This window comes from Geodermatophilus sp. SYSU D00766 (genome assembly GCF_054049915.1).
Window position 1 is genome coordinate 281716 of the sequence record NZ_JBJGYI010000001.1, and the last position, 24136, is coordinate 305851.

23 protein-coding genes are annotated in these 24136 nt (G+C 77.7%); 12 read left to right on the forward strand and 11 right to left on the reverse strand.

Features of this window, described 5'->3' with window-relative positions:
* Window position 1: 1 nt before the first annotated feature.
* Entirely contained in the window at window positions 2–598 is a 597-nt protein-coding gene (locus ACI8AD_RS01245; protein ID WP_456868741.1) for a TetR/AcrR family transcriptional regulator, read from the reverse strand.
* Window positions 595–1935, reverse strand: a complete 1341-nt coding sequence (gene paaK / locus ACI8AD_RS01250) for a phenylacetate--CoA ligase PaaK (protein WP_456868742.1) — start codon at window positions 1933–1935, stop codon at window positions 595–597. The genes ACI8AD_RS01245 and paaK overlap by 4 nt, the downstream gene beginning before the upstream one ends.
* Before the next feature lie 221 nt (window positions 1936–2156).
* On the opposite strand from paaK, the gene paaA reads away from it, so the two are divergent.
* The 6 genes from paaA to ACI8AD_RS01280 all read left to right on the forward strand — a co-directional run bounded on the left by paaA (window position 2157) and on the right by ACI8AD_RS01280 (window position 6500).
* Window positions 2157–3143 (forward strand): 1,2-phenylacetyl-CoA epoxidase subunit PaaA, encoded by a 987-nt coding sequence (gene paaA / locus ACI8AD_RS01255; RefSeq protein ID WP_456868743.1) that lies wholly within the window; start codon window positions 2157–2159, stop codon window positions 3141–3143.
* Window positions 3140–3508 (forward strand): 1,2-phenylacetyl-CoA epoxidase subunit PaaB, encoded by a 369-nt coding sequence (gene paaB, locus ACI8AD_RS01260; protein ID WP_456868744.1) that lies wholly within the window; start codon window positions 3140–3142, stop codon window positions 3506–3508. The genes paaA and paaB overlap by 4 nt, the downstream gene beginning before the upstream one ends.
* 101 nt (window positions 3509–3609) lie before the next feature.
* Window positions 3610–4521 (forward strand): 1,2-phenylacetyl-CoA epoxidase subunit PaaC, encoded by a 912-nt coding sequence (paaC, locus tag ACI8AD_RS01265; protein WP_456868745.1) that lies wholly within the window; start codon window positions 3610–3612, stop codon window positions 4519–4521.
* Window positions 4522–4526: 5 nt separating this feature from the next.
* The gene (gene paaD / locus ACI8AD_RS01270; RefSeq protein WP_456868746.1) at window positions 4527–5021 is read left to right on the forward strand and encodes a 1,2-phenylacetyl-CoA epoxidase subunit PaaD; all 495 of its coding nucleotides are present in this window, start codon (window positions 4527–4529) and stop codon (window positions 5019–5021) included.
* Window position 5022: 1 nt separating this feature from the next.
* Complete coding sequence (gene paaE, locus ACI8AD_RS01275) at window positions 5023–6099, forward strand: 1,2-phenylacetyl-CoA epoxidase subunit PaaE (RefSeq protein WP_456868747.1); 1077 nt, start codon at window positions 5023–5025, stop codon at window positions 6097–6099.
* Window positions 6096–6500, forward strand: a complete 405-nt coding sequence (locus ACI8AD_RS01280; RefSeq protein ID WP_456868748.1) for a thioesterase family protein — start codon at window positions 6096–6098, stop codon at window positions 6498–6500. The genes paaE and ACI8AD_RS01280 overlap by 4 nt, the downstream gene beginning before the upstream one ends.
* Window positions 6501–6518: 18 nt before the next feature.
* Here ACI8AD_RS01280 and ACI8AD_RS01285 read toward each other — a convergent pair whose 3' ends face one another.
* Window positions 6519–7352: a DivIVA domain-containing protein gene (locus ACI8AD_RS01285; protein ID WP_456868749.1), complete on the reverse strand. Its 834-nt coding sequence runs from the start codon at window positions 7350–7352 to the stop codon at window positions 6519–6521.
* Window positions 7349–8476 (reverse strand): globin domain-containing protein, encoded by a 1128-nt coding sequence (locus ACI8AD_RS01290; protein WP_456868750.1) that lies wholly within the window; start codon window positions 8474–8476, stop codon window positions 7349–7351. The genes ACI8AD_RS01285 and ACI8AD_RS01290 overlap by 4 nt, the downstream gene beginning before the upstream one ends.
* Before the next feature lie 189 nt (window positions 8477–8665).
* On the opposite strand from ACI8AD_RS01290, the gene ACI8AD_RS01295 reads away from it, so the two are divergent.
* Window positions 8666–9913, forward strand: a complete 1248-nt coding sequence (locus ACI8AD_RS01295) for a globin domain-containing protein (protein WP_456868751.1) — start codon at window positions 8666–8668, stop codon at window positions 9911–9913.
* Window positions 9914–9919: 6 nt separating this feature from the next.
* On the opposite strand, the gene ACI8AD_RS01300 is transcribed toward ACI8AD_RS01295, so the two are convergent.
* Window positions 9920–11215 carry an FAD-binding oxidoreductase gene (locus tag ACI8AD_RS01300; protein ID WP_456868752.1) on the reverse strand — a complete coding sequence of 432 codons (1296 nt, stop codon included), beginning with the start codon at window positions 11213–11215 and terminating at the stop codon, window positions 9920–9922.
* Window positions 11216–11412: 197 nt separating this feature from the next.
* Between ACI8AD_RS01300 and ACI8AD_RS01305 the strand changes: the two genes are divergently transcribed.
* Window positions 11413–14334: a BTAD domain-containing putative transcriptional regulator gene (locus tag ACI8AD_RS01305; protein WP_456868753.1), complete on the forward strand. Its 2922-nt coding sequence runs from the start codon at window positions 11413–11415 to the stop codon at window positions 14332–14334.
* Here ACI8AD_RS01305 and mug read toward each other — a convergent pair.
* Both mug and ACI8AD_RS01315 read right to left on the reverse strand, forming a co-directional pair.
* Window positions 14313–14846: a G/U mismatch-specific DNA glycosylase gene (mug, locus tag ACI8AD_RS01310; protein ID WP_456868864.1), complete on the reverse strand. Its 534-nt coding sequence runs from the start codon at window positions 14844–14846 to the stop codon at window positions 14313–14315. The two genes, ACI8AD_RS01305 and mug, sit on opposite strands and share 22 nt — an antisense overlap.
* On the reverse strand, window positions 14843–15223 hold the full coding sequence (locus ACI8AD_RS01315) for a hypothetical protein (protein ID WP_456868870.1): 381 nt from the start codon (window positions 15221–15223) through the stop codon (window positions 14843–14845). Before ACI8AD_RS01315 ends, mug begins: the two co-directional genes overlap by 4 nt.
* A gap of 207 nt (window positions 15224–15430) precedes the next feature.
* On the opposite strand from ACI8AD_RS01315, the gene ACI8AD_RS01320 reads away from it, so the two are divergent.
* A complete protein-coding gene (locus ACI8AD_RS01320; protein WP_456868754.1) occupies window positions 15431–16120 on the forward strand; it encodes an alpha/beta fold hydrolase in 690 nt (229 codons plus the stop codon).
* 9 nt (window positions 16121–16129) lie between these two features.
* Here ACI8AD_RS01320 and ACI8AD_RS01325 read toward each other — a convergent pair whose 3' ends face one another.
* Window positions 16130–16873, reverse strand: a complete 744-nt coding sequence (locus ACI8AD_RS01325; RefSeq protein WP_456868755.1) for an alpha/beta hydrolase — start codon at window positions 16871–16873, stop codon at window positions 16130–16132.
* Between the two features lie 63 nt (window positions 16874–16936).
* Here ACI8AD_RS01325 and ACI8AD_RS01330 point away from each other — a divergent pair, with 63 nt between their 5' ends.
* Entirely contained in the window at window positions 16937–18133 is a 1197-nt protein-coding gene (locus tag ACI8AD_RS01330) for an MFS transporter (protein ID WP_456868756.1), read from the forward strand.
* Window positions 18134–18246: 113 nt separating this feature from the next.
* Here the strand turns inward: ACI8AD_RS01330 and ACI8AD_RS01335 are convergent, their stop codons facing one another.
* Window positions 18247–19431: an FAD-dependent oxidoreductase gene (locus tag ACI8AD_RS01335; protein WP_456868757.1), complete on the reverse strand. Its 1185-nt coding sequence runs from the start codon at window positions 19429–19431 to the stop codon at window positions 18247–18249.
* A gap of 129 nt (window positions 19432–19560) precedes the next feature.
* Between ACI8AD_RS01335 and ACI8AD_RS01340 the strand changes: the two genes are divergently transcribed.
* Entirely contained in the window at window positions 19561–20304 is a 744-nt protein-coding gene (locus ACI8AD_RS01340) for a dienelactone hydrolase family protein (RefSeq protein ID WP_456868758.1), read from the forward strand.
* 5 nt (window positions 20305–20309) lie between these two features.
* On the opposite strand, the gene ACI8AD_RS01345 is transcribed toward ACI8AD_RS01340, so the two are convergent.
* Window positions 20310–20789 carry a VOC family protein gene (locus ACI8AD_RS01345; RefSeq protein WP_456868759.1) on the reverse strand — a complete coding sequence of 160 codons (480 nt, stop codon included), beginning with the start codon at window positions 20787–20789 and terminating at the stop codon, window positions 20310–20312.
* Window positions 20790–20961: 172 nt separating this feature from the next.
* Here ACI8AD_RS01345 and ACI8AD_RS01350 point away from each other — a divergent pair, with 172 nt between their 5' ends.
* Window positions 20962–23724 carry an AAA family ATPase gene (locus tag ACI8AD_RS01350; protein ID WP_456868760.1) on the forward strand — a complete coding sequence of 921 codons (2763 nt, stop codon included), beginning with the start codon at window positions 20962–20964 and terminating at the stop codon, window positions 23722–23724.
* Between the two features lie 22 nt (window positions 23725–23746).
* Here the strand turns inward: ACI8AD_RS01350 and ACI8AD_RS01355 are convergent, their stop codons facing one another.
* Window positions 23747–24025: a PspC domain-containing protein gene (locus ACI8AD_RS01355; protein ID WP_456868761.1), complete on the reverse strand. Its 279-nt coding sequence runs from the start codon at window positions 24023–24025 to the stop codon at window positions 23747–23749.
* Window positions 24026–24136: the final 111 nt, after the last annotated feature.

The window sequence follows — 24136 nt, forward strand, 5'->3', positions numbered from 1 at the left end:
GTCAGCGGGCCCGCAGGCCCTCGAAGGTGGTGGTGACGAGCGCGTCGGCCAGGGCGTCGACCGAGAGGCTGCCGCCCGGGCGGTACCACTCGGTGAGCGAGTTGACGGTGCCGAACAGCAGCCGGCTGGTGACGGCGGGGTCGACGTCGGGGCGCACGTCGCCCTCCTCCTCGGCGGCGCGCACCAGGTCGGTGACGACGCGGTCGAACTCGCGGCGCCGCTGCAGCGCCGCCTGCTCGACCGGGGAGTTCCCGCGCACCCGCAGCAGCAGGGTGACGAACGGCAGCTCGGCGGCCAGCACCCGCACCGACCCGCGCACGACGTGCTCGAGCCGGTCGATGGCCGGGCCGGTGGTGGCCGCGGGCTCCTCGGTGACGGCGAACAGGGCGTCGAGCGCGCGGTCGAGGGCCAGCCGCAGCAGCTCGACCTTGCTGGTCACGTGGTGGTAGATCGCCGACTTGGTGACCCCGAGCCGCGCGGCCAGCTCCTCCATGCTCGTGGCGTCGTAGCCGCGCTCGTTGAACACCGCGACGGCGACGTCGAGCAGGCTGTCCAGCGAGTGCCCGGGCCGCCCGCGCCGCACCCGGGTCTCGGTCACGCCCTCGCCCGGGAGTCGACCATCCGCTGCAGCTTGCCCATCGACCGCGGCAGCGTCTCCGGGTCCACCACGAGGACCTCGACGCTCGAGCCGACGGTCTCCTTGACGCCCTCGGCGACCTCCCGGGCCGCCGCGTCCCGCCGCTCGGCCGGGCAGTCGGGCCGGGCCTCGACCCGGACGACGAGGTGGTCGAGCCGGCCACGGGTGACCAGCTCCAGCCCGAAGTGCGGCGAGAGCCCCGGGGTGCGCAGCACGACCTCCTCGATCTGGGTGGGGAAGAGGTTCACGCCGCGCAGGATGATCATGTCGTCGGTGCGGCCGGTGACCTTCTCCATCCGCCGCATGCCCGGCCGGGCCGTGCCGGGCAGCAGCCGGGTGAGGTCGCGGGTGCGGTAGCGGACGACCGGCATGGCCTCCTTGGTCAGCGACGTGAACACCAGCTCGCCGACCTCGCCCTCGGGCAGGACCTCGCCGGTGACCGGGTCGATGACCTCCGGGTAGAAGTGGTCCTCCCAGACGTGCAGGCCGTCCTTGGTCTCCACGCACTCCTGGGCGACGCCGGGGCCCATGACCTCCGACAGGCCGTAGATGTCGACGGCCTGGATGTCGAGGCGCTCCTCCATCTCCCGGCGCATCTGCTCGGTCCACGGCTCGGCGCCGAAGATCCCGACCTCGAGGCTGCTGGCCCGCGGGTCGAGGCCCTGCTTCTCGAACTCGTCGATCAGGGCGAGCATGTACGACGGCGTCACCATGATCACGCGGGGCCGGAAGTCGGTGATCAGCTGCACCTGGCGGGCCGACATCCCGCCGGAGATCGGGATGACGGTGCAGCCGAGCTTCTCCGCGCCGTAGTGCGCGCCCAGCCCGCCGGTGAACAGGCCGTAGCCGTAGGCGTTGTGGAGCGTGTCGCCGGGCCGGCCGCCGGCGGCGCGGATGGAGCGGGCCATGACGGTGGCCCAGGTGTCGATGTCGCGCTCGGTGTAGCCGACGACGGTCGGCCGTCCGGTGGTGCCGGAGGAGGCGTGCACGCGGCGCACCTGCTCCTGCGGGACGGCGAACATGCCGAAGGGGTAGTTCTCCCGCAGGTCGGCCTTGCTCGTCGTCGGGAACCGCGCCAGGTCGGCGAGCTCGCGGCAGTCGTCGGGGTGCACGCCCGCGTCGTCGAAGGCCCGCCGGTAGTGCGGCACGTTGTCGTAGGCGTGCCGCAGCGACCACCGCAGCCGCTCCAGCTGCAGGGCGCGCAGCTCGTCGACCGACACCCGCTCGGCCGGGTCCAGCGTCCCGGGCTCGGGGGCGACACCGAGGCGCCGGGGCGTCTCGCTGGTCAGGACCGTCATCTCGGCAGGCCTCCGGGAGGTGCGCGGGCGTCGTCGCCGGGCGGCCGGCACCCGCCACGGGGACGCCATTACCGACCGGATGGTCAGGTATCGGACTCCCCCCGGCCGGGTGCTGTCAAGCCCTCCCGTGCCCGGGTTGTGCCGGCCCGCGGCGTCGTGCACACTGATACCGACCATCCGGTCAGTAATTGACCTCCCGCCGTCGCGAACGAGGGACCCCGATGTCAGCGCCCACCCTGGACCGCACCGCAGCCGGCACCCCCGACGAGGCGTCGCTGCAGGAGCGGTTCGACGCCACCGTCGCCGCCGAGCACCGGATCGAGCCGCGCGACTGGATGCCCGAGGGCTACCGCAAGACGCTGGTCCGCCAGATCGCCCAGCACGCCCACTCCGAGATCATCGGGATGCAGCCCGAGGGCGACTGGCTGCTCGCCGCCCCGAGCCTGCGGCGCAAGGCGATCCTGCTGGCCAAGGTGCAGGACGAGGCCGGCCACGGGATGTACCTGTACTCGGCCGCCGAGACCCTCGGCGCCGACCGGGCCGACCTCACCGACAAGCTCATCGAGGGCCGGCAGAAGTACAGCTCGATCTTCAACTACCCGACGCTCACCTACGCCGACGTCGGCGTCATCGGGTGGCTGGTCGACGGCGCGGCGATCTGCAACCAGGTGCCGCTGTGCCGCTCCTCCTACGGGCCCTACGCCCGCGCGATGATCCGCGTCTGCAAGGAGGAGTCCTTCCACCAGCGGCAGGGCTACGAGCTGCTGATGACGATGGTGCGCGGCACCCCCGAGCAGCGGGCCATGGTGCAGGACGCCGTCGACCGCTGGTGGTGGCCCTCGCTGATGATGTTCGGCCCGCCCGACGACGACAGCCCCAACTCGGCGCAGTCGATGGCCTGGGGCATCAAGCGGCACAGCAACGACGAGCTGCGCCAGCGCTTCGTCGACATGACCGTGCCGCAGGCGCGGTTCCTCGGCGTGACGCTGCCCGACCCGGACCTGGTGTGGGACGAGGCGGCCGGGAGGCACCGCTTCGGCGCCATCGACTGGGCGGAGTTCAAGCGGGTCATCAGCGGCGAGGGCCCGATGAACGCCGTCCGCGTCGCCCGCCGCCGGGCCGCCCGCGACGACAACGCCTGGGTGACCGAGGCCGCGGCCGCGTACGCCGCCAAGCACGCCGGGGAGCACGCCGGGAGCGCCGCGTGAGCACCGACGTCACCGCCGAGGGCGGGCACGGCGCCGTCCCGACCGGGCCGGAGGTGCCCGTCGAGCCGCAGGCGTCGACCGCCCGGCGCGACTGGCCGCTGTACGAGGTGTTCGTGCGCGGCAAGCGGGGCCTCAACCACGTGCACGTGGGCTCGCTGCACGCCCCCGACGACGAGATGGCGGTGCACGCCGCCCGCGACGTCTACACCCGCCGCAACGAGGGCGTGAGCATCTGGGTGGTGCGGGCGGCCGACATCACCGCCTCCAGCCCCGACGAGAAGGACCCGATGTTCGCCCCCAGCGGCGACAAGGTCTACCGGCACCCGACGTTCTACGACATCCCCGAGGACGTCCCCCACATGTGAGAAGGACCCCCTCTCCCCCCGCCGCCCTCGTACCTCGGGCGGCGGGGCCCTGAGAGGGGGCCGACCGGCTGGGCGCGTCCACCACGGAAGGAACGGTTGAGATGGGGCACGAGGAGACCGTCTACGACGCGCTGGACCACGCGCACGGCGGCGAGGGGCACTGGGCGTTCGGCACCGGCTTCGACGAGCCGCTGGCCGGCGTCGACACCACCGTCCCCGACGGCGTCGACCGCACCGACCTCGGCACCTACTGCCTGATGCTCGGCGACGACGCCCTAGTCCTCGCCCAGCGCCTCACCGAGTGGGTGACCGCCGCGCCCGAGCTCGAGGAGGAGGTGGCGATCGCCAACGTCGCGCTCGACCTGCTCGGGCAGGCCCGGCTGCTGCTGGCCCGTGCCGGGTCGGTGGGCGTGCTGGGCCGCTCCCGCGAGCGGGCGTCCGCGTCGATCCCGGACGAGGACGCGCTGGCCTACTTCCGCGACCCCGACGAGTTCCGCTGCACCGCGCTGGCCGCCGCGGACAACGGCGACTTCGGGCAGACGATGGTCCGCCTGCTGGTGGCCGCCACCGTCCGGCTGGCGGTGTTCGCCCGGCTGCGGGACTCCCGCGACCCGGTGCTCGCCGCGATCGCCGCCAAGGGCGTGCACGAGCTCACCTACCACCGCGACCATGCCGCCCGCTGGGTGCTGCGCCTCGGCGACGGGACGGCGGAGTCCTCCCGCCGGGCGCAGGACGGCGTCGACGCGGTGTGGCCGCTGCTGGCCGACGTGTTCACCGCCACCGACGTGGAGCGGCGGCTGGTCGCCGCCGGCGTCGCCGTCGACCCCGCCGACGTCCGCGCCGAGGTGCGCGACGTGCTCACCACCGTGCTGGAGCGCGCGACGCTGCCGGTGCCCCCGTGGCCGGCCGACGCGCCGCCGCGCGGCCGGCTCGGCGAGCACGGCCCCGAGGTGGCCGCGCTGCTGGAGACCCTGCAGGGCCTGGCCCGCCAGCACCCGGCGGCCACCTGGTGACGGCGGTGAGCACCGACCCGCGGGCGGTCGCCGAGACCGTCACCGACCCCGAGCTGCCCACGCTCACGCTCGCCGACCTCGGCGTGCTGCGCGACGTGCGGGTGCACGAGGGCACCGTCGTCGTCGACATCACGCCCACCTACAGCGGCTGCCCGGCGATGGGCGTCATGCGCGCGGACCTGCTGCACGCGCTGCACTCGGCCGGCTTCGACGACGTCGAGGTCCGCACCGTGCTCTCCCCCGCGTGGAGCACCGACTGGATCACCGACGTCGGCCGCCGCAAGCTCGCCGCCGCCGGCATCGCCCCGCCCGGCCCGGCGCCGCACCGCCCCGCCGGCCCCGTGCCGCTGCAGCTGGGCCCTCCCCGGCGGACGGCGTCCTGCCCGCTGTGCGGCTCCCCCGACACCGAGGAGCTCAGCGAGTTCGGGTCGACGGCGTGCAAGGCGCTGCGCCGCTGCCGGAGCTGCCGCGAGCCGTTCGAGCACGTCAAGGAGATCTGAGTTGAGCGCACCCACCCGCCGCCGGCCGCAGTTCCACCCCCTGCGGGTCGCCCGCGTGGAGCAGCTCACCGACGACGCCGTCGCCGTCACCTTCGACGTCCCGCCCGAGCTGGCCGAGGACTACGCCTTCCGGCCCGGGCAGGCGCTCACCCTGCGCCGGGTCGACGGCGACCGCGACGAGCGCCGCTCCTACTCCATCTGCGCGCCGGTGGGCGCCCCGCCGCGGGTCGGCGTGCGCGAGGTCCCCGGCGGCTTCTTCTCCTCCTACCTGGTGCACGAGGTGCGGCCCGGTGACGCGATCGAGGTGCTGCCGCCGTCGGGCACCTTCACCGCCGACCTCTCGCAGCCGGCCGACCACGTCTTCGTCGTCGCGGGCTCCGGCATCACCCCCGCGCTGAGCCTGGCGAGCTCGGTGCTGCGCGACGGCGAGTCGACCGTCACCGTCTTCTACGGCAACCGGCGCACCAACACCGTCATGTTCGCCGACGAGCTGGCCGACCTGAAGGACCGCTACGGCACCCGGCTGCAGCTGGTGCACGTGCTCTCCCGCGAGCCCCGCGACGCCGAGCTGACCACCGGCCGGCTCGACGCCGAGCGGCTGCGCACGCTGGTGGACACGTTCGTCGACGCCGGGCAGGTCGACCACTGGTGGCTGTGCGGCCCGCACGGCATGGTCACCGACGCCCGCGAGCTGCTCACCGGCCTCGGCGTCCCGCCCGAGCGGGTGCACCAGGAGCTGTTCTACGTCGACGACGTCCCGCCGCAGCCGGTGCGCGGCGACGACGAGACCGTCGAGGGCCCCAGCAGCCAGGTCACCGTCGTCCTCGACGGCCGCTCGACCACCCTCGCCCTCCCCCGCGACGTCCCGGTGCTCGACTCCGCGCAGCGGGTCCGCTCCGACCTGCCCTTCGCCTGCAGGGGCGGCGTCTGCGGCACCTGCCGCGCACGGGTCACCGACGGCGAGGTGGAGATGCGGCGCAACTACGCGCTGGAGGCGGCCGAGGTCGAGGCCGGCTACGTGCTGACCTGCCAGACCCTGCCGCTGTCCGACGCGGTCACCGTCGACTTCGACGCGTGACCCCGGTCGACGCCGGCGAGAGCGCCGTCCTCGACGTCGTCGTCACCGCGGCGATGACCGTGGACTTCGACGAGCTCGGCCCGGTGCACCCGGTCTACGCCACCTACGCGATGGCCAAGCACTTCGAGGAGGCCGGCCGCAAGCTGCTGCTGGCCCACCTCGAGCCGGGCGAGGCCGGCGTCGGGACGGCGGTGTCGGTGGAGCACCTGGCGCCGGCGTGGGTGGGCGACCGGGTCCGGGTCACCGCGACCTGCACGCAGGTGCAGGGCAACCGGCTGACCTGCGCGCTGACCGCCGTCGACGCGCACGGCCGGCTGCTCGGGCGCGGGACGACCGGGCAGGCGGTGCTGCCCGAGGACGTGCTCGCCGCCCGGCTGGCCCGCCCGCACCCGGCGGCGTGACGGGGCCGGGCCGCCGGCTCACTGCCGGCGGCCGGCCTCCTGCCCGCGCAGCGACTCGTCGCTGAGCAGCACCGCTGCCGCCTCCACCGTCCGGGGCTCGGCCGTGCCGGACGACGGAGGGCCCGACCCCTCGCCACCGGACGCCGCCGGGTCGGACGCCGCGATCGCCGCGGCCGGTGCCGGGTCGGCCCGCAGCGGCTCGGCCTGCGGGCGCGGCGCCACCGGCACGGCCTGCGGGGAGGCGGCGCCCCACTCGCGCTCGACGTCGGCGAGCAGCGCCTCGAGGTAGGCGCGCAGCTGCGTGCGGCACGCCTGCCCGAAGGCCTGCAGGTACCGCACCTGCTCCTGCAGCTCCTCCTCGGTGCGGGTGTCGACGCCGGCGGGCTGGGCCGCGGCGGCCGCGGTGCCCTGGGCGGCGGCGATCCGGGAGGCGGCCTCGTGGGCGGCCTGGATCATCGCGCCGACCTTCTCCCGCGCCTCCCGCACCTGCTCCTCGTAGTGCTCGCGCGCCTCGGCGGTCATCACCCGGCTGATCGCCTCGGCCTCGGCGACGTACTGGTCGGCGGTCTGCTGCGCGGCCGCGAGGATGCCCACGGCCTGCGCCGAGGGGGCCTCCGCCCGCGGGGCGTCGTCGTCGAGGCGGGCCTGCAGGGCGTGCACCCGGTCGCGCAGCTCCGCCTTCTCCGCGTGCAGCCGGGACAGCTCCTCCCCCACGCGCTCGAGGAAGCGGTCCACCTCGACGTCGTCGTAGCCCGGGCGGAACACCGAGGACCGGCCGAACCGGACGTCGCGGACGTCGGCCGGGCTCAGTCGCCGGCCGACGGGGCCGGCGGGCTCGGGGGTCGTGCTCATGTCGTCACCTCTCCGTGCACATCGGGTCCGGGGCGGCTGGGTGCGAACACCTCGGTGCGGATGCGCTCCTCGGGCAGCCCCTGCTGCCGCAGCCTGTCGACGGTGTCGTCGACCATCGCCGGCGGGCCGGCGACGTAGGCCTCCCTGCTCCCCCACGGCCCCGAGCGGGCGACCACCGCACCGACGTCGCCGTGGGCGAACTGCGTGTGCTCGTCCTCGGAGACGGCGACGGTGACGGTGAGCCACGGGTTGTCCTGCGCCAGCCGGGTGAGGTCCTCGCGGTCGTAGAGGTCCTCCTCGAGGCGGACGCCCACGAACAGGTCCACCCGCCGCTGCGCGCCGCCGTTGCGCGCGACGTGGTCGACGATCGCCTTGAGCGGCGCCAGCCCCGTCCCGCCGGCCACCAGCAGCAGGTCGCGGTCGGAGTCGGGGTCGAAGCGCATGTGGTCCACCGGGGGCCCCAGGCGCAGCACGTCGCCGACGTGGACCTGCCGCACCAGCGCGGTGCTGACCGGGCCGCCCGGCTGGGCCCGCGCGTGGATCTCCAGCTCGCCGTCGGGCCGGCAGGCGTTGGCCGGCGAGTAGTAGCGCCACAGCCGGGGCCGCAGCTCCGTCTCCAGCGAGATCGACTCCCCGGGGCGGTAGGGCAGCGGGACCTTCGACCGCAGGCGCAGGACGGCGGTGTCGACGGTGCGCCGCTCGTGGGCGACCACCTCCGCGTCCCACCACGGCGGCTGGTCGGACATGTCCTCGGCGGCCTGCACCATCACCTGGGCGACCAGCTCGTAGGCCGCCGTCCAGTCCGCGGCCAGCGCCTCGTCCCACTCCTCGTCGAAGTGCTCGAGGGTGGCGAGCAGGCTCGCGCCCACCGCGGGGTAGTGCTCGGCCACCGTGCCGAACTTGCGGTGGTCGCGGCCGAGCTGCTGCAGGATCGGCACGAGGGCGTCGAGGTCGTCGACCCGGGCCACCACCTCGCCGAGCGCGGCGAAGAGCCGGTCGCGCTGGTGGGCCATCGAGACCGGGAACAGCTGCCGGGTCTCGGGGTGGGCGAGGAACAGGTGCGCGTAGAACCACAGCGGCGCCTCGTCCCCCGCGGCCGCGGCCTTCGCGAAGTTGGCGCGCATCGCCGGAATGTCCACGCGGGCCCCCCGTGAGCCTGGCCTCGGCCGGCCGGGTGGCCGGACCGTCGTCCGGGCACTGTAACGACGATCACAACGGACGGCCAGAGTCGTACCGGTACGGCAGCAGTCGCCGTGCGCAGTCCCTCCTGGCAGGGTCGGGAGCCGCGTCCGTCGACCGTCCGAGGAGGACCGATGCTGTCCGACCGTTCCCGACCCGTCATCGAGGCGACGCTGCCGGTGGTCGCCGAGCACGTCGGCGAGATCGCCCAGCGGTTCTACGCGCACCTGTTCGGCGCCCACCCGGAGCTGTTCGACGGCGTCTTCAACCGCGGCAACCAGGCCACCGGCGAGCAGCAGGTGGCCCTCGCCGGGTCGGTCGCCGTCTTCGCGAGCACGCTGGTGCAGACGCCCGAGCAGGTACCCGAGCGCCTGCTTTCGCGCATCGCGCACAAGCACGCCTCGCTCGGCATCACCCCCGCGCAGTACGACGTCGTCCACGAGCACCTGTTCTGGGCCATCGCCGACGTCCTCGGCGACGCGGTGACGCCGGAGGTCGCCGCCGCGTGGGACGAGGTCTACTGGCTGATGGCCTACGCCCTGATCAACCAGGAGCGCGGCCTCTACAGCGCCCGCGGCGTGCGCCCGGAGACGGTCTGGCGCGAGTGGGAGGTGACCGAGAAGGTCCAGGAGACCGCCGACGTCGTCACCTTCCGGGTCCGGCGGGTCGACGACCGGCTGGTCAGGACCTCGCTGCCCGGCCAGTACGTGACGGTGCAGGTGCCGATGCCCGACGGCGTGCGCCAGCCGCGGCAGTACAGCCTCACCCGGGCCGACGACGGCGAGCACCGCCAGTTCTCGGTCAAGCGCGTGCACGGGGACGGCAGGCCCGACGGCGAGGTGTCCACCCACCTCTGCGACCGGGTCGGCGTCGGCGACCGGCTGACGATGTCGCTGCCCTTCGGCGACGTCGTCCTCGACGACTCCGGCCGCCCGGTGGTCTTCGCCAGCGCCGGCATCGGCGTCACCCCGATGGCCGGGATGCTCTCCCACCTGACCGCGGCGGGCTCCCACCCGCCGATCACGCTGCTGCACGCCGACGTCGACGAGGAGTCCTTCGCCCTGCGCGAGCAGGTGCTCGGCGACGTCCGGCGGCTGTCCGGCGCGCGGATCCACGTCTGGTACGAGCGCGGGGCCACCGGCACCCTGCCGGTCGACGGCGTGCACGCCGGCGTCATGGACCTCGACGCGGTGGACCTGCCCGACGACGCTGTCTACTACCTCTGCGGACCGCTGCCGTTCATGCGGGCGGTGCGCAGCGCGCTCATCGACCGGGGCGTCCCCCCGCGCGACGTCCAGTACGAGGTGTTCGGCCCGGACCTGTGGCAGGCCGACTTCCAGTCCGAGCCCTCGCCCGACGCGGCGCACGCCGCCGCGGGCTGACCGGCCTCAGTCCCCGCGGCGGTCGCCGCCGGCGGCGCCCTCGAGGATGCGGTGCGGGTCGGCGGTGGCCGCCAGGGCCGCCAGCCGGTCGCGCGCGGACGGCGTGGGCGTGCGGGCCAGCACGTCGGGCACCGCGGCGAACCCGTGCGCCGGTTCGCGGCCGGCCAGGTCGGTGTCGAACGCGTCGGCCAGCTCCGCCGCGGCCGCCCGGGTGGCCGCGCGGTCCTCGGCGCCGGTGCCGCCGACCAGCCGCACCGCCAGCCGGGCGTCGCGGTGGCAGACGGCGCTGGCCCGCTCGGGGACCCAGCCCAGCGCGCCGCCGAGCAGCCGCACCTCCACCGTGCGGGGCCGGGCACCGCGCACGGCCCGCAGCAGCGCGGCGGCGGCGTCGTCGGGGACCCGGTCGGGCAGCAGCGAGGACCCGATCCCCGCCTCCTGCTCCCGGGTGGCCAGCCCGGCCGGGCCGCGGGGCGCGATCTCGGAGTCCAGCGGGCGCGCGGTGGCCGCCAGCGGGCGCAGCAGCCCGTCGAGCACCTCGACGCCGTCCTCGGTGTCCCCCGCCCACGCGAAGCGCACCGTCACACCGCACTCGCCGGAGCGCGGCCGGGTCAGCAGCAGCGAGGTTCCGGCCTGAGCCGGCAGCGTGGGCGTCCACGCCCGCCAGGCGTCGAGCACCCGCTCCGCGTCGGCCGCCGCCCAGCGCAGCTGCCCGCCGTAGCGGGGGCCGGCGGCCAGCAGGTCCAGCTCGACGGCGGTCACCACCCCCAGTGCCGCGCCGCCGCCGCGCACGCCCCAGAACAGCCCGGGCTCCTCGGCCGGCGTGACCCGCCGCAGCGCGCCGTCGCCGGTGACCAGTTCCACCGCCCGCACCCGGTCGCCGGCCAGGCCGTAGGTGCGCGCCAGCGGGCCGACGCCGCCCCCGGTCACCGTGTCGGCGACCCGCTCGGCCGCCGAGCCGCCGGTCAGCGGGGTCAGGCCGCGCCGGCCCGCCTCCCCGGCCAGGTCGCGCCAGCGCACGCCGGCCCCCACCCGGGCCCAGCCCGAGGAGGACACGGTCACCTCCGTCAGGCGGTCGGGGTCGACCAGCAGCCGCCGCGCCCGTCCGGCCCCGCGCCCGGGCCCGCGGACGGCGAGCCCGACGCCGTGCCGGCCGGCCAGCCGCACCGCCGCGGCGACGTCGGCGGCCTCGGCCACCTGCACGACCGCGTCCTCGCGGACCTCCGCCGCGGGCGAGAGCCGGGACCGCAGCGCGGCCGACAGGTCGGGCGGGAGGACGGCGGGCAGGACGGGTGCGGAGGTCACGGGGGTTCTCCCAGGTGCGCGGCGACGGTGCAGCGCAAGCGTCGGCCGCCGTCCTTGGTGCGCCCTTGCCGGGCGCTTGGGCGCCAGGTCAGCGCACGGTCAGCGCACGGTCGGCCGCCCGGGGGCAGGTCACGGACCGGACTCGATGGAGTGGCTACACCACCACGGAGGCGTTCCGGTTCCTAGGCTGCCGCGCGATGACCGGCACCTCGTTCCGCGTGCTGGGACCCGTGGAGGTGCGGCGCGACGGCACCCTCCTCGCGCCCCAGTCCCCCAAGCACCGCGCCGTCCTGGCCGCCCTGCTGGTCGACCCGGGCCGCACCGTCCCCGTCGACCTGCTCGTCGACCGGGTGTGGAGCGGCCAGCCGCCCGCGGCGGTGTCGGCCACGCTGCAGTCGATCGTGTCCCGGCTGCGCCGCGAGCTCGAGCCCGACGTCACCGGCGGCCGGTGGACCCTGCTGGTCACCCGCGAGCCCGGCTACCGGCTCGAGGTCGCCCCCGAGGACGTCGACGCCGTCCGGTTCGTGCAGCTGCTGCGCACCGCCCGCGACCTGGCCGCGCGCGGCGACGTCGAGCGGGCGCGCGAGGCGGTCACCGAGGGGCTGGCGCTGTGGCGCGGCCCGGCCTACGCCGACGTGTCGGCCACCTTCGCCGTCGAGGAGTCCGAGCGGCTCGAGCAGCTGCGGCTGGCCGCCCGCGAGCTCGCCGCCGAGCTGGACCTGCGGCTGGGCCGGCACGCCGAGATCGTCGACGACGTCCGGGAGCTGCTGCGCGCCGAGCCGCTGCGCGAGGGGCTGCGCGCCTCGCTGATGCTGGCGCTGTACCGGTGCGGCCGGCAGGCGGAGGCGCTGGAGGTCTACGAGGAGGGCCGGCGGCTGCTCGCCGACGGGCTCGGCGTCGACCCCGGCCGGCCGCTGCAGACGCTGTACGGGCAGATCCTGCGCCAGGACCCGGCCCTGGCCGCGGCCGGCGCGCCCCGTCCCGCGCCCGCCGCACCCGCCGCCGCGCCGGCGGCGCCCGCGCCCGAGCGGCCCGCCGTCCGGCTCGGCCGCCCGCTGCCGGTGCCGCTGACCGCGTTCGTCGGCCGGGACCGCGAGCTCGCCCAGGTCGCCGCCGCGCTGGCCGGCCCGCGGCTGGTGACGCTGGTCGGCCCCGGCGGCAGCGGCAAGACCCGGCTGGCGCTGGAGGCCGCCCGGCGGCGCCCGGACGGTGGGCCGCCGGCCGCGCTCGTCGAGCTGGCCGGCGTCACCGACCCCGACCTGGTCGCCGCGCAGGTGGCCACCGTCCTCGGCGTCACCCTCGCCGGCGGGGACCCGCTGGGCGCCGTCGCCACCGCCGTGGCCGACCGGCCGTTGCTGCTGCTGCTGGACAACTGCGAGCACGTGGTGGAGGCGGCCGCGGCCGCCTGCGCCGAGCTGCTGCCGCGCTGCCCGGAGCTGCGGGTGCTGGCCACCTCGCGGGAGCCGCTGGGCCTGCCCGGCGAGGCGGTGCTGCCCTGCGGGCCGATGCCGGCCGGCGCCCCCGGCAGCGACGCCGAGCGGCTCTTCCTCGACCGCGCCCGGCTGGCCGCCCCGCACCTGGCCGACCCGTCGGAGGCGGACCTGGCGCAGGTCCGCGAGCTCGTGGCCGCCCTCGACGGGCTGCCGCTGGCGGTGGAGCTGGCCGCCGCCTGCCTGACCACCCTGCCGCTGGCGGAGGTCGCCGGGCGGGTCGACGACCGCTTCGCCCTGCTGTCGGGCGGCTGGCGCACCGCCGTGCCGCACCAGCGCACCCTGGCGGCCACGGTGCAGTGGAGCGTGGACCTGCTCTCCCCAGCGGAGCTGGCGGTCTACCGCGCCGTGGCGGTGCTGCCGGGCACCTTCGGCCCCGACCTGGTCGAGGCCGTCGCCGGCCCGGAGGTCGACGGCGGGGCGCTGGAGCTGCTGCGGGTGCTGGTGGCCAAGTCCCTGGTCGAGCTCGACCACGGCGCCGGCCGGTACCGGATGCTCGAGACGCTGCGGCAGTACGCCGAGCAGGGCCTCGACGAGGCGCAGGCGCGGCGGCTGCGCGACCGGCTGACCGGCTTCGCCGTGCAGCTCACCGAGCGGCTCGAGCCGACGCTGCGCCGTCCGGAGTGGACCGCCAGCGCCCGGCGGCTCGACGCCGAGCAGCCCGCGCTGCGCGCCGCCCTGGGGCACGCGCTGGCCACCGGCCAGGGCGAGGCGGCGCTGCGCATCGGCTCGGCGCTGTCGTGGTGGTGGTACCGCCGCGGGCACGTCGCCGAGGGCCGCCGCTGGCTGGCCGCCGCGCTGGAGGCGACCCCGGACGCGCCGCCGCAGGTGCGCAGCGGCGCGCTGCTCGGTGACGCGCTGCTGGCCTACCTCTCCGGCGACGTCCCCTCGATCTGGGCGCGGACCAACGAGATCGTCACCTCCGCCCCCGACGAGTCCGACGGCGTGCTGGCGCTGGCGCTGGTCCTGCGCGGGTTCGTGCGGGCGCTGATCGGCCAGCCCGACCCCGACGCGCAGACGCCGCAGGACATCGCCCGCGGCCTGGAGCTGGCGCAGGCGTCGGGCATCGAGTGGGTGCAGGTCGAGATCGCCATGACGCTCGGGCAGTTCTCCCGGGTCGCCGGGGACGTCGACGGCGCGCTGGACCACCTGGCCCGCGCCGAGCGGCTCGCCGTCGAGCTGGGCCACTCGTGGGCGCACTCGTCGGTGCTGTGGATCCGCGCCAAGGTCCTCACCGACGTCGGCCGGCCGGCCGAGGCGCTGGCCGACCTGTGGCAGATGCTCGAGCTCACCCACCGCGAGGGCGACGCCACCGGCACCCTCGCCGGGCTGCTGGCCGCCGTCGGCACGGCCACCGCCGCCGGCGAGCCGCACACCGCCGCGGTGCTGCTGGGGGCGGTGCAGGCCAACGCCCGGCTGGTCGGCTACGACCCGCTGCGGATGGACCCGCTCGACGGGCAGCGCTACGTGGCGGCCACCCGGGAGGCGCTGCCCGACGACGAGCTGGTCGCCGGGCAGTCCGAGGGCGCGGGGCTGGACCTCGGCGGCGCCGTCGCGCTGGTCGGCCGGCTGGCGCAGGAGGCGCAGGCCGGTGCCCGCCGGCTGCCTCAGCGGCGCAGGCCGGCGTAGAGGCGGGCGAGGTCGGGCAGCTGGAAGTGCGCGTTCAGGCCGCTGGGGTTGGGCAGCACCCAGGTCTGCGCGCCGCCGATCGAGGCGTCCTGCCGCCCCCACCCGGCGCGCGGTGACCCGGTGGCCAGCCGCCAGGCCGTGATGCCCAGCACGGCGACGGTGCGCGGGCGGTACCCGGTCACGAGGACGGCCAGTGCCGCGGCGCCGTCGCGCAGCTCCTCCGGCGAGAGCTCGGCCGCCGTCCGGGTGGGCCGGTCCACCAGGTTGGTCACCCCGAGGCCGTGGCGCAGCAGCTCCCGGTCCTCCTCGGGGGCCAGCCGGCGCGGGGTCAGCCCGGCCAGGTGCAGCGCCGGCCAGAACCGGTTGCCCGGCCGCGCGAAGTGGTGCCCGCGGGCGGCGGAGAGCAGCGACGGGTTGATCCCGCAGAAGAGGACGTCGAGGTCGGGCGCGACGACGTCGGGCAGCGGCTTGCCCGGGGGCTGCTCGCCGTTGCGCCGCTCGTCCGCCGTCAGTCCCGCATCGCGCGGACCGCCAGGGCCGCCGCGCCGTAGAGCGCCGAGCTGGCCACCGCCCGCACGGTGGTGGTCCGGCCCGACCCGGCGGCCGCCGCGAGCGCGGTGACCACGTCGAGGAGGTTCGCCGCGGCGACCAGGGCCAGGTTGCGGTCGACCTCCTCGGGGGTGCGGGCGGTCAGCGCGGTGGCCGAGACGGCCAGCGCGCGGCTGCCGAACAGGCGCTGCAGCTGCAGGCCCTGCGGTGTCGGGGGGACGCCGTAGCCGGCCGCGACCGCGCGCGGGGCGAGGACGCTGAGCGCCCCGAACGCCACGCCGGCGGCTCCCAGCGCCCGCGCCGCCGTCTGCTTGGACATCCCTGCGATGGTCGTGGCCACGTCGTCTCCCGTCAGCGGCCCGGGCGGCCGACCTGTTCCGGCCGCGTGCGGCGAGCCAACCAGCCACCCGGACGTCGCGCACCCGGGAGGCCGCGCGGACACACTGGCCCTGGTGCCGCACCGCCCGGCCGCTGGAGGTGCCCGCTGTCCACCGACCTCGTCCCGGCCGACCGGGAGACGCCGTACGGCCGGGTGCACAGCCGCTCGGTGGGCCGGCCCCGCGCCGGCGTCGCCGAGGTCGCCGTCGTGCAGGGCATCGGCGTGTCCGACTACCTCGTCCCGGGGCTGCGGGCGCTGGGGACCTGGACCCGCGCCCACCTCGTCGAGCTGCCCGGCTTCTCCGGCAGCGGGGAGCCGCCGCACGAGCTCGACGTCGTCGAGTTCGGCGACGCCGTGGTCGCCTGGCTCGCGGCCGCGGGGCTGGAGCGGGTGGTGCTGGCCGGGCACTCCGGCGGCACGCAGGTCGCCGCCCGCGCCGCGCTGCGGAACCCGCCCGGCGTGCGGGGGCTGGTGCTGGCCGGCCCGACGGTCGACCCGCGGTACCGCAGCCTCGGCGGCGTGCTGCGCGCCTGGTACCGCAACCACCGGCTGGAGCCCCCGGACCTCGACGAGGCCCACCGGCCCGAGCGGCAGCGCGCCGGCACGCGGCGCATCGTGCACGCCCTGCGGGCCCACCTGGCCGACCGCCTCGAGGACGCCGTCCCGCGCGTGCCGGTCCCGGTGCTGGTGCTGCACGGCCGCGAGGACCGGATCTGCACCGAGGAGTGGGCCCGCGCGCTGGCCGGCCTCGCCCGCGACGGCCGGTTCGCCTCGGTGCCCGGGGCGCACAGCTTCGTGTGGACCGCCCCAGGGGCGTGGTCCGGCCCGATCCGCGCCCTCGCCGCGGAGGTCGGCTGACGCCGCCGCTCAGCCGAGCAGGCCGGCGGCCTCCCGGGCCACCTCGGGCGGGACGACGTGGCCGCCGTCGAACTCCCGGTAGGTGACGTCGTACCCGTCGTCGCGCAGCGCGGGCACGACCCGTCGGCTGGTCCGGTCGACCGGCAGCACGCCGTCGGCGGTGCCGTGGGACACGAACACCGGCGGCCGGCCGCTGCGCGGGCCCGGCGGGAGGAACCCCGGCGAGAACGCCACGACGCGCCGGAACAGCCGCCCGTTGGCCAGGCCGAGGCCCAGCGCGTAGGACCCGCCGTCGGAGAACCCGGCGACGGCGACCCGCGCGGGGTCGACCGGGACGGTGCGGGAGACCGCGGCCAGCGCCCGGTCGAGCACGGCGACGTCGGGGCCGTAGCCCCCGGCGACGGCGTCCCAGGTCGGGCCGCGGGAGGCCGGCGCCAGGAGCAGCAGCCCGTGCTCGCCGGCCGGCACCTCCAGCAGCCCGAGCCCGGCCTCGGCGTCCCCGCCCGCGCCGTGCAGGACGACCACCAGCGGCGCCGGCACCCCGACCCCCGCCGCCGGGACGTGCAGCAGGGTGTCCCGGGTCTCCTCCAGGCCCAGCGCGCGGGTCCCCGGGGCCGGGACCGGCCCGTCGCCGGCGCCCGGGAGGCGCGCGGTCAGGAGGGCCGCGTCCCCGTCCCCCGGCAGCAGCCGGGCGCCGCACCCGGCGAGCAGGCCGGCGCCTGCGGCGAGCAGCACCTGGCGGCGGGTGGGCACTCACGCCCGGTACCCGGGGGTCCGGTCGACGACCTCCCGGCGCGACCTGCGAGCATCCAGCCCGTGCTGCGACGGGGGGCAGCGGGGCTCCCCCGCGAGGTCGGCGTGCTGGCGGTCGTGGCGTTCGTCGTCGCGCTCGGGTTCGGCATCGTCGCCCCGGCCATCCCGCTGTTCGCCCGCTCCTTCGGCGTCGGGACGACGGCCGTGGGCCTGGCGGTGAGCGCCTTCGCCTTCTTCCGCTTCGTCTCCGCGTTCGGCGGGGGCTCGCTGGTCGAGCGCGTCGGCGAGCGCCTGGTGCTCGCCACCGGGCTGGTGCTGGTCGCGGTCACCACCGGCCTGGCCGGGCTGGCGACGTCCTTCCCCGTCTTCCTCGCGCTGCGCTCGGCCGGCGGCATCGGCAGCGCGATGTTCACCGTGGCCGCCCTCGCGCTGCTGCTGCGGGTCTCGCCCCCGACGCACCGGGGGCGCGCCGCGGCCACCTACCAGGGCGGGTTCATCCTCGGCGGCATCGCCGGGCCCGCGGCCGGCGGCCTGCTGGCCACCCTGTCCCCTCGGTTGCCGTTCCTCCTCTACGCGGGGTTCCTGCTCGTCGCCGGCGCGGTGGCGCTGGTCCTGCTGCGGGCACCGGACGTCGTCCGGTCCGGCGCCCGCGAGGACCCCACCGGGCCGCCCGCCGAGCCGCTGCCGCTGCGGGCCGCGCTGCGCTCCCGGGCCTACGTCGCGGCGCTGGTGGTCAACCTCGGCATCGGCTGGGTCCTGTTCGGCGTCCGCAACTCGCTGGTGCCGCTGTACGTGACCGAGGAGCTCGGCCGCAGCGCGGCGTGGGCCGGCGCCGGCCTGCTGGCCGGCTCCGCGGCGCAGGCGCTGGCGCTGCTGCGGTCGGGCCGGCTGGCCGACACCTGGGGACGGCGGCCGAGCCTGCTGCTGGGGACGGCGACCGGCACCGCGGCGCTGGCGCTGCTCGTGCTGCCCCCGCAGACCGGCGTCTTCCTGCTGTCCATGGCGACCTACGGCCTGGCCGCCGCGCTGCTGGCCAGCGTGCCGGCCGCGCTGGTCGGCGACGTGAGCCCGGCGCGGGGCGGCCGGGTCGTGGCGGTGTTCCAGATGGCGGCCGACCTCGGTGCCGTCGCCGGCCCGCTGGTGGCCGGCTGGCTCACCGACGTCGCGTCCTACCAGGTGGCGTTCGCGGCGAGCACCGCGGTCGTGGCCGCCGGGCTGGTCGCGGCGCTGGCCCTCCCCCGCGCGGCGCCGCGGACCTGACCGGACCGCGGGGCCCCACTGCCCGGTGAGCAGTCGGTGCCGTCCGGCCCGGCGTGTCGGCCCGTGTCACCGACCACACGTGCTCACTGGGGCCCTGGCCGCCCGCGCCCGCGTCAGGCGGGCACCGGTACGGCGGGGGCGTCCCAGTCGACGGCGTGCGCGCGCATCCACGCCGTCGGGTCGCGGTGGCGCAGCACCAGCGGCATCACCAGGTCGCGCACGAGGCGGCCCACGGCCGGCGGCGACTTGGCGCTGCTGGTGGCGAAGCCCTGCGCGACGACCCGCTCGGCGCGGGCCCGCCGCAGGTCCTCGAACGCCCGCAGCGCCTCACCGACCGGCAGGTCGCGCAGGCAGCGGGCCAGGACGACGGCGTCCTCCACGGCCAGCGACGAGCCCTGACCGGCGGCCGGGGAGGTGGCGTGCGCGGCGTCCCCGACGAGCACCGTGCGCCCGCGGTGCCAGCGGCCCACGCGGGGGACGTCGTAGGTCGTCCAGCCGCGCAGCGGCCCGGGGGTGGCCTCCACCAGCGCCACCACCGGGGACCGGTCGTGCCGGTGCAGGTCGTAGAGCCGGGCCCGCCACTGCAGGTCGGAGGTGCCGGCCACCTCCTCGGGCGCGGGCTCGCGCGTCAGCGGCGGGTTGGCGAACCACCAGGTGCCACCGGTCGGCGCGGCCAGGTAGCCGGCGAAGCCTCGCCGGCCGAAGACCATGGTCAGCCGGCCCACCTCGGCGTCGTCCGGGGTGTGCGTGGAGTAGCCGGCGGTGTTGAGCACCGGGACGAAGCGGGGCGGCGGGCAACCGGGGTCGACGACGGTCCGCACCGTCGAGCGGACGCCGTCGGCGCCGACGAGCAGGTCGGCGGTCTCGGTGCGGCCGTCGGCGAACTCCGCGGTGACGCCCGCGCCGGTGTCGTGCACACCGGTGAGCCGGGAGCCGTAGCGGACCTCGATCCCGCGGCGCAGCGCCTCGGCGTGCAGGGCCCGGTAGAGGTCCGAGCGCCGCAGCGAGACGCCGGGCGGCTGCCCGGGCCCGCTGGTCGGCACCGAGCCGAGGACGCGGCCCGCGGCGTTGCGGAACTCGATGACGGGGGTCGGGAAGCCGGCGTCGCGGACGACGTCGTCGGCGCCGACCGCCCGCAGCGCGTCGAGCCCGTTGACCTGGACGCCGAGCCACGCGCCGACGTCGCCGGCCGGCGCCGGGTGGGCCTCGTGGACCGTCGCCTCGATCCCCGCCCGCTGCAGCGCCATGGCCGCCACCGGCCCGGCGACCCCGCCGCCGACGACGATCGCCCGTGTCATCCGCGCACCTCCGGTCCGGCGCCCGCCGTCGGGCGCGTACCGGCATCCCCTCACACGGCGCGGCCGGATCCAACCCCTCCGTGCGCGCAGCCGGTGCGCGGCGGCGCGCCGCTCTGCCAGCATCGGCGCATGACCGGTCTGCAGCGTGCCGCGCTCAGCGACGTGGAGATCCCCGCGCAGCCGGGCGGCTCCCCCCGGCTGCGCGGCGTCTTCGGCGTCCCCGGGGGCTCGGGCCCGTGGCCCGGGGTGGTGCTCCTGCACGAGGCCTTCGGCGTGGACGGCGTCATGCGCCGGCAGGTGCAGCGGCTCGCCGACGCCGGCTACCTGGCGCTGATGCCCGACCTGTTCAGCGACGGCGGCGCCCGCCGCAGCCTGGTGCGGACGTTCCAGGCGGTGGCCGCTGGCGAGGGCCGCCCCTTCGCCGACCTCGAGGCCGCCCGCGCGCACCTGGCCGCGCTGCCCGGCTGCACCGGCCGGCTCGGCGTGCTGGGGTCCAGCGTCGGCGGCGGCCTGGCCCTGCACGTGGCCGCCCGCGGCTTCGACGCGGCCGCCGCCTTCTACGCCCGGCTGCCGGAGGACCCGCACACCGCTCTGCTCGGCGCCTGCCCCGTCGTCGCGGCCTACGGCGGCGCCGACCCGGGGCTGCGCGGCACGGCCGCCGAGCTGACGGCGGTGCTGGGCAGGCTCGGCGTCCCGCACGACGTCCGCGAGTACCCCGGCGTCGGCCACGGGTTCCTGCACGACGCCCCGGTCGGCCCCCGGCCGCTGCGCCCGCTGCTGCGCAACGTGCTGCGCATCCGGCCCGACCCGGCCGCGGCCGCCGACACCTGGGCCCGCACGGAGGCCTGGTTCGCCACCCACCTCGGGGGCTGAGCACCTCAGGGGCTGACGCCGGCCTCGGCCAGCACCTCCCGCGCGCGCTCCTCGATCTGCTCCGGGGTCAGGGCGGTGTCGCGCAGCTCGGCGTAGGCCTCGGTGAGCCGCGCGTTGGGGACGGTGAACTCCAGCGCGATGCCGTCGGGGTCGCGGAGGTTGAGGTGCCAGCCGAAGGCCATCTCCCGGACCGGCGTGTACGTCGCCCCCATCGCCGCCAGCTGCGCCTCGCGGGCGGCCAGCTCCTCCCGCGAGGCGGCGACGAGGCCGAGGTGGTCCAGGCCCGGACGGGTCTCGTCGAAGCGCCCGCCCCCGTCGCCGTGCCGGGCCAGCGAGAGCGTGAAGCCGCTCGCCGGGTGCACCAGGACGCGGACGTCGCCGAAGTCGGCGAGCCGGACCAGGTCGAGGACCGCGCAGTAGAACCGCTGGCTGCGGTCGAGGTCGGTGACCGTGAGGGTCAGGTGGTCGACCGCCGGGGCGGTCACCGGAGCCCTCACCGGGGCCCTCACCGGGACCACCGCCGCGGCAGCAGCCGCGGGTCCAGCGGGGCGCCGAGCCAGAAGGCGAACCACCTCAGCTGCACCCCCAGCGGCGTTAGGCTCCGGGCCGGTGTCGTGGTCATGGCGTCCTCCCGAGGGGCTCCTGCCGGACGAGCGTGTGGCCGGCGGGCACCCCGTCGCGTCGGGGGAAACCCCCGACCTGGTCGGCCGCGCGGCCGAGCTCGACCGGATCGGGCGGCTCCTCGACGGCGCCCGCGCCGGCCGCCCCGGGCTGCTGGTCGTCGAGGGCGAGGCCGGCGTCGGCAAGACGGCGCTGCTGCGGGCTGCCGCCGCCCGGGCCGGGAGGTCCACCCGGCTCGTCGCGCGCGGCATCGAGTCCGACGCGGCGCTGCCGCACGCGGTCCTGGGCGAGCTGCTCGCGCCGCTGCGCGCCCTGCTCGGCGAGGTGCCGCCCGGTCAGGCCGCGGCCCTGGCGGCGGCGCTGGGCTGGGGTCCGGCCGACGTCCCGGGCGACCGGCACCTGGTGGCGGCGGGGACGCTGTCGCTGCTGGCCGCCGCGGCGGGGACCGGCCCGCTGCTGGTGGTCGTCGACGACCTGCAGTGGGCCGACCGCGAGTCGGCCGGCGCGGTGCTCTTCGCCGCGCGCCGGCTGCACGGGGAGCGCGTGGCCGTCGTCGTCGCCTGCCGCCCGGGCACGGACCTCGCGGCCGGCGCCGACACCGCGCGCCTCACCGGCCTCGACCCCGGGGCGGCCCGCGCGCTGCTGGCCGGCACGGTCGCGGAGCCCGTGGCCGGCCGGCTGGCCGACCGCCTCGGCGGCAACCCGCTCGCCCTGCTGGAGGTCGCCGCCGCGCTGACCCCGGCCCAGCGGGCGGGCACCGAGCCCCTCCCGGCGCTGCTGCCCGCCGGCCCGGCGCTGGCCGGCGCGCTCGAGCCGGAGGTCGCCGCGCTGTCCCCCGGTGCGCAGCAGGCGGTGCTGCTGCTCGCCGCCGCCTACGACGGCCGGGCCGGTGCCGTGGCCGCCGCCCTCGGCCGGGCCGGCGTCGACGCCGAGGCCGCCCTGGACGACGCCGAGGAGCGCGGCGTCGTCGTCCGCGCCGGCGACGCCCTGGACTTCCGGCACCCGCTGCTGCGCACCCTCGTGTGGCGCCGCGCCTCCCCCGCCGACCGCCGCCGGGCCCACCGGCTGCTGGCCGAGACCGCCCGCAGCGGCGACGACGTCGTCGGCACCTGGCACCGGGCGCTGGCCACCACCGGCCCGGACGAGGCGCTGGCCGGGCAGCTGGCGGAGGTGGCCGGCCGGGCCCGCGCCCGGCGCGGGTACGCCGCCTCCTCGGCCGCGCTGGAGCGGGCCGCCGCCCTGACCGCCGACGCCGGCCGGGCGGCGGAGCTGCTGGCCGCCGCCGTCCGGGACGCCGCCGTGGGCGGGGACACCGCCCGCGCCCGCGCGCTGGCCGGCGAGGTGCTGCGCGCCCCCGCCCCGGCCGCGGCCCGCGCCGGGGTGCTGCACGTGCTCGGCCGCGTCGAGCAGGACTCTGGATCGGTGCCCGCCGCCCGCGACCTGCTGCAGGCCGCGGGCGAGCTCGCGACGGGCCGCACGGCGGCCTGGGTGCTCACCGACCTCGCCGTCGTCCAGCACCGCCTCGGCGACGTGACCGGGATGCAGGCGACGGCGCGGCGGATCGCCGCGGCCGACCCCCGCGACTCCCTGCAGCAGGTGCTCGCGGCGTGGGTCACCGGGGTCGCCGCGCTGCACGCCGGCGACCCCGACCGCGGCCGGCCGCGGCTGCGGGAGGCCCTGGAGGGCATGGAGGCCGATCCGGAGCTGCGCGCCGAGCCCCGGCTGCTGCCGCTGCTCGTCCTCGCGGTGGGCTGGCTGGCCGACCCGCTGGCCGCCGTCCCCGTCGTGGAGCGGCGCATCCGGGAGGCCCGGGCCCTCGGCGCCCTCGGGGTGCTGGTGAGCGTGCTGGCGATGACCGCCCACGGCCGGGCCGAGATGCTGGGCGACCACGCGGGCGCCTACGCCGACGCCGGGGAGGCCGTGGAGCTCGCCGGGCAGCTGGGCTACGTCGCCGACGCCGCCCCGGCCCTGGAGCTGCTGGCGTGGGAGGCCGCCGCCCGCGGCCGGCACGAGGAGGCGGCCGCGCACCTGGAGCGCGCCCGCGAGCTGGTCACCCGGGCCGGGACCGCGGCCGTGGCGGCCCACCTGCCGGTCCAGGAGGCCTTCTGCGCCCTGTGCCGCGGGGACCTGGCGACGGCCGCCCGGCTGCTGGAGGCCCGGCTGGCCGCCGACGGCGGGGCCGGCCCGCTCGGCGAGCCGCTCGGGGTGGCCCCGCTGCTGGTCGAGGCCTGGGCCGGGCTGGGCCGGCGGGCCGAGGCCGCCGCGCTGGCCGCCGAGTACGAGCGGGTGTCGCGGTCCCCGCTGCCGCCGACCGCGGCGCTCGTCGCCCGCTGCCGGGCCCTGGCCTGCCCCGACGACGACGAGGCCGCGGCGCTGTTCGAGCGCGCGCTGGCCGCGCACGCCCTGGCGCCGGACGCCTTCGAGACCCCGCACACCCGGCTGCTGTTCGGCGAGCGGCTGCGCCGGGCGGGGCGGCGCACGCGCGCCCGGGAGGAGCTGGCCGCGGCCGCGGACGCCTTCGCCGCGATGGACCTCGTGCACTGGGCCCGGCGGGCCGAGGACGAGCTCGCGGCCACCGGCCGCACCGCGCGGCCGCGGCGCCCGCTGCCGGAGGAGCCGCTCACCCCGCAGGAGACCCGGATCGCCGTCCTGGCGGCGGAGGGTGCGTCCAACCGGGAGATCGCCGCGGAGCTGTTCCTCAGCCCGAAGACCGTGGAGCACCACCTGACCAGCGTCTACCGCAAGCGCGGGCTGCGGTCCCGGGTCCAGCTGGCCCGGCTGGTGCCGCCGGGCAGCTGAACGGCGCGTCCCGGGCCGCGTCTCAGGCCACGTCGTCCCGGCCGGCGAGCCGGTCGACCCAGCGGTCCACCGGGCGGGGCTGCTCGCCGGGGGCCAGGGGCTCGGCCGGGGCGAGCACCCACAGCACCGCGTAGAGCACCAGGCCGACGCCGCCGGCGAGGGTGAGGGCCACGAAGGCGGCCCGCCAGATCACCGCGTCGACGCCGGTGTAGTCGGCCAGGCCGGTGCTGACGCCGCCGAGCATCGCGCCGGAGCGGGTGCGCCGCAGCTGGGGACGGGGGGTGGTGGGGATCGATGTCATGGCACAGAGCCTCCCGGCCGCCGGGTCCGCGGGGTATCCGGAGACGCCCGGACCCGTCCCTGGTCCTGCGGCTCGGGGGATCCCCGGGCGGTGTGTCGGGGGACGGCGTGC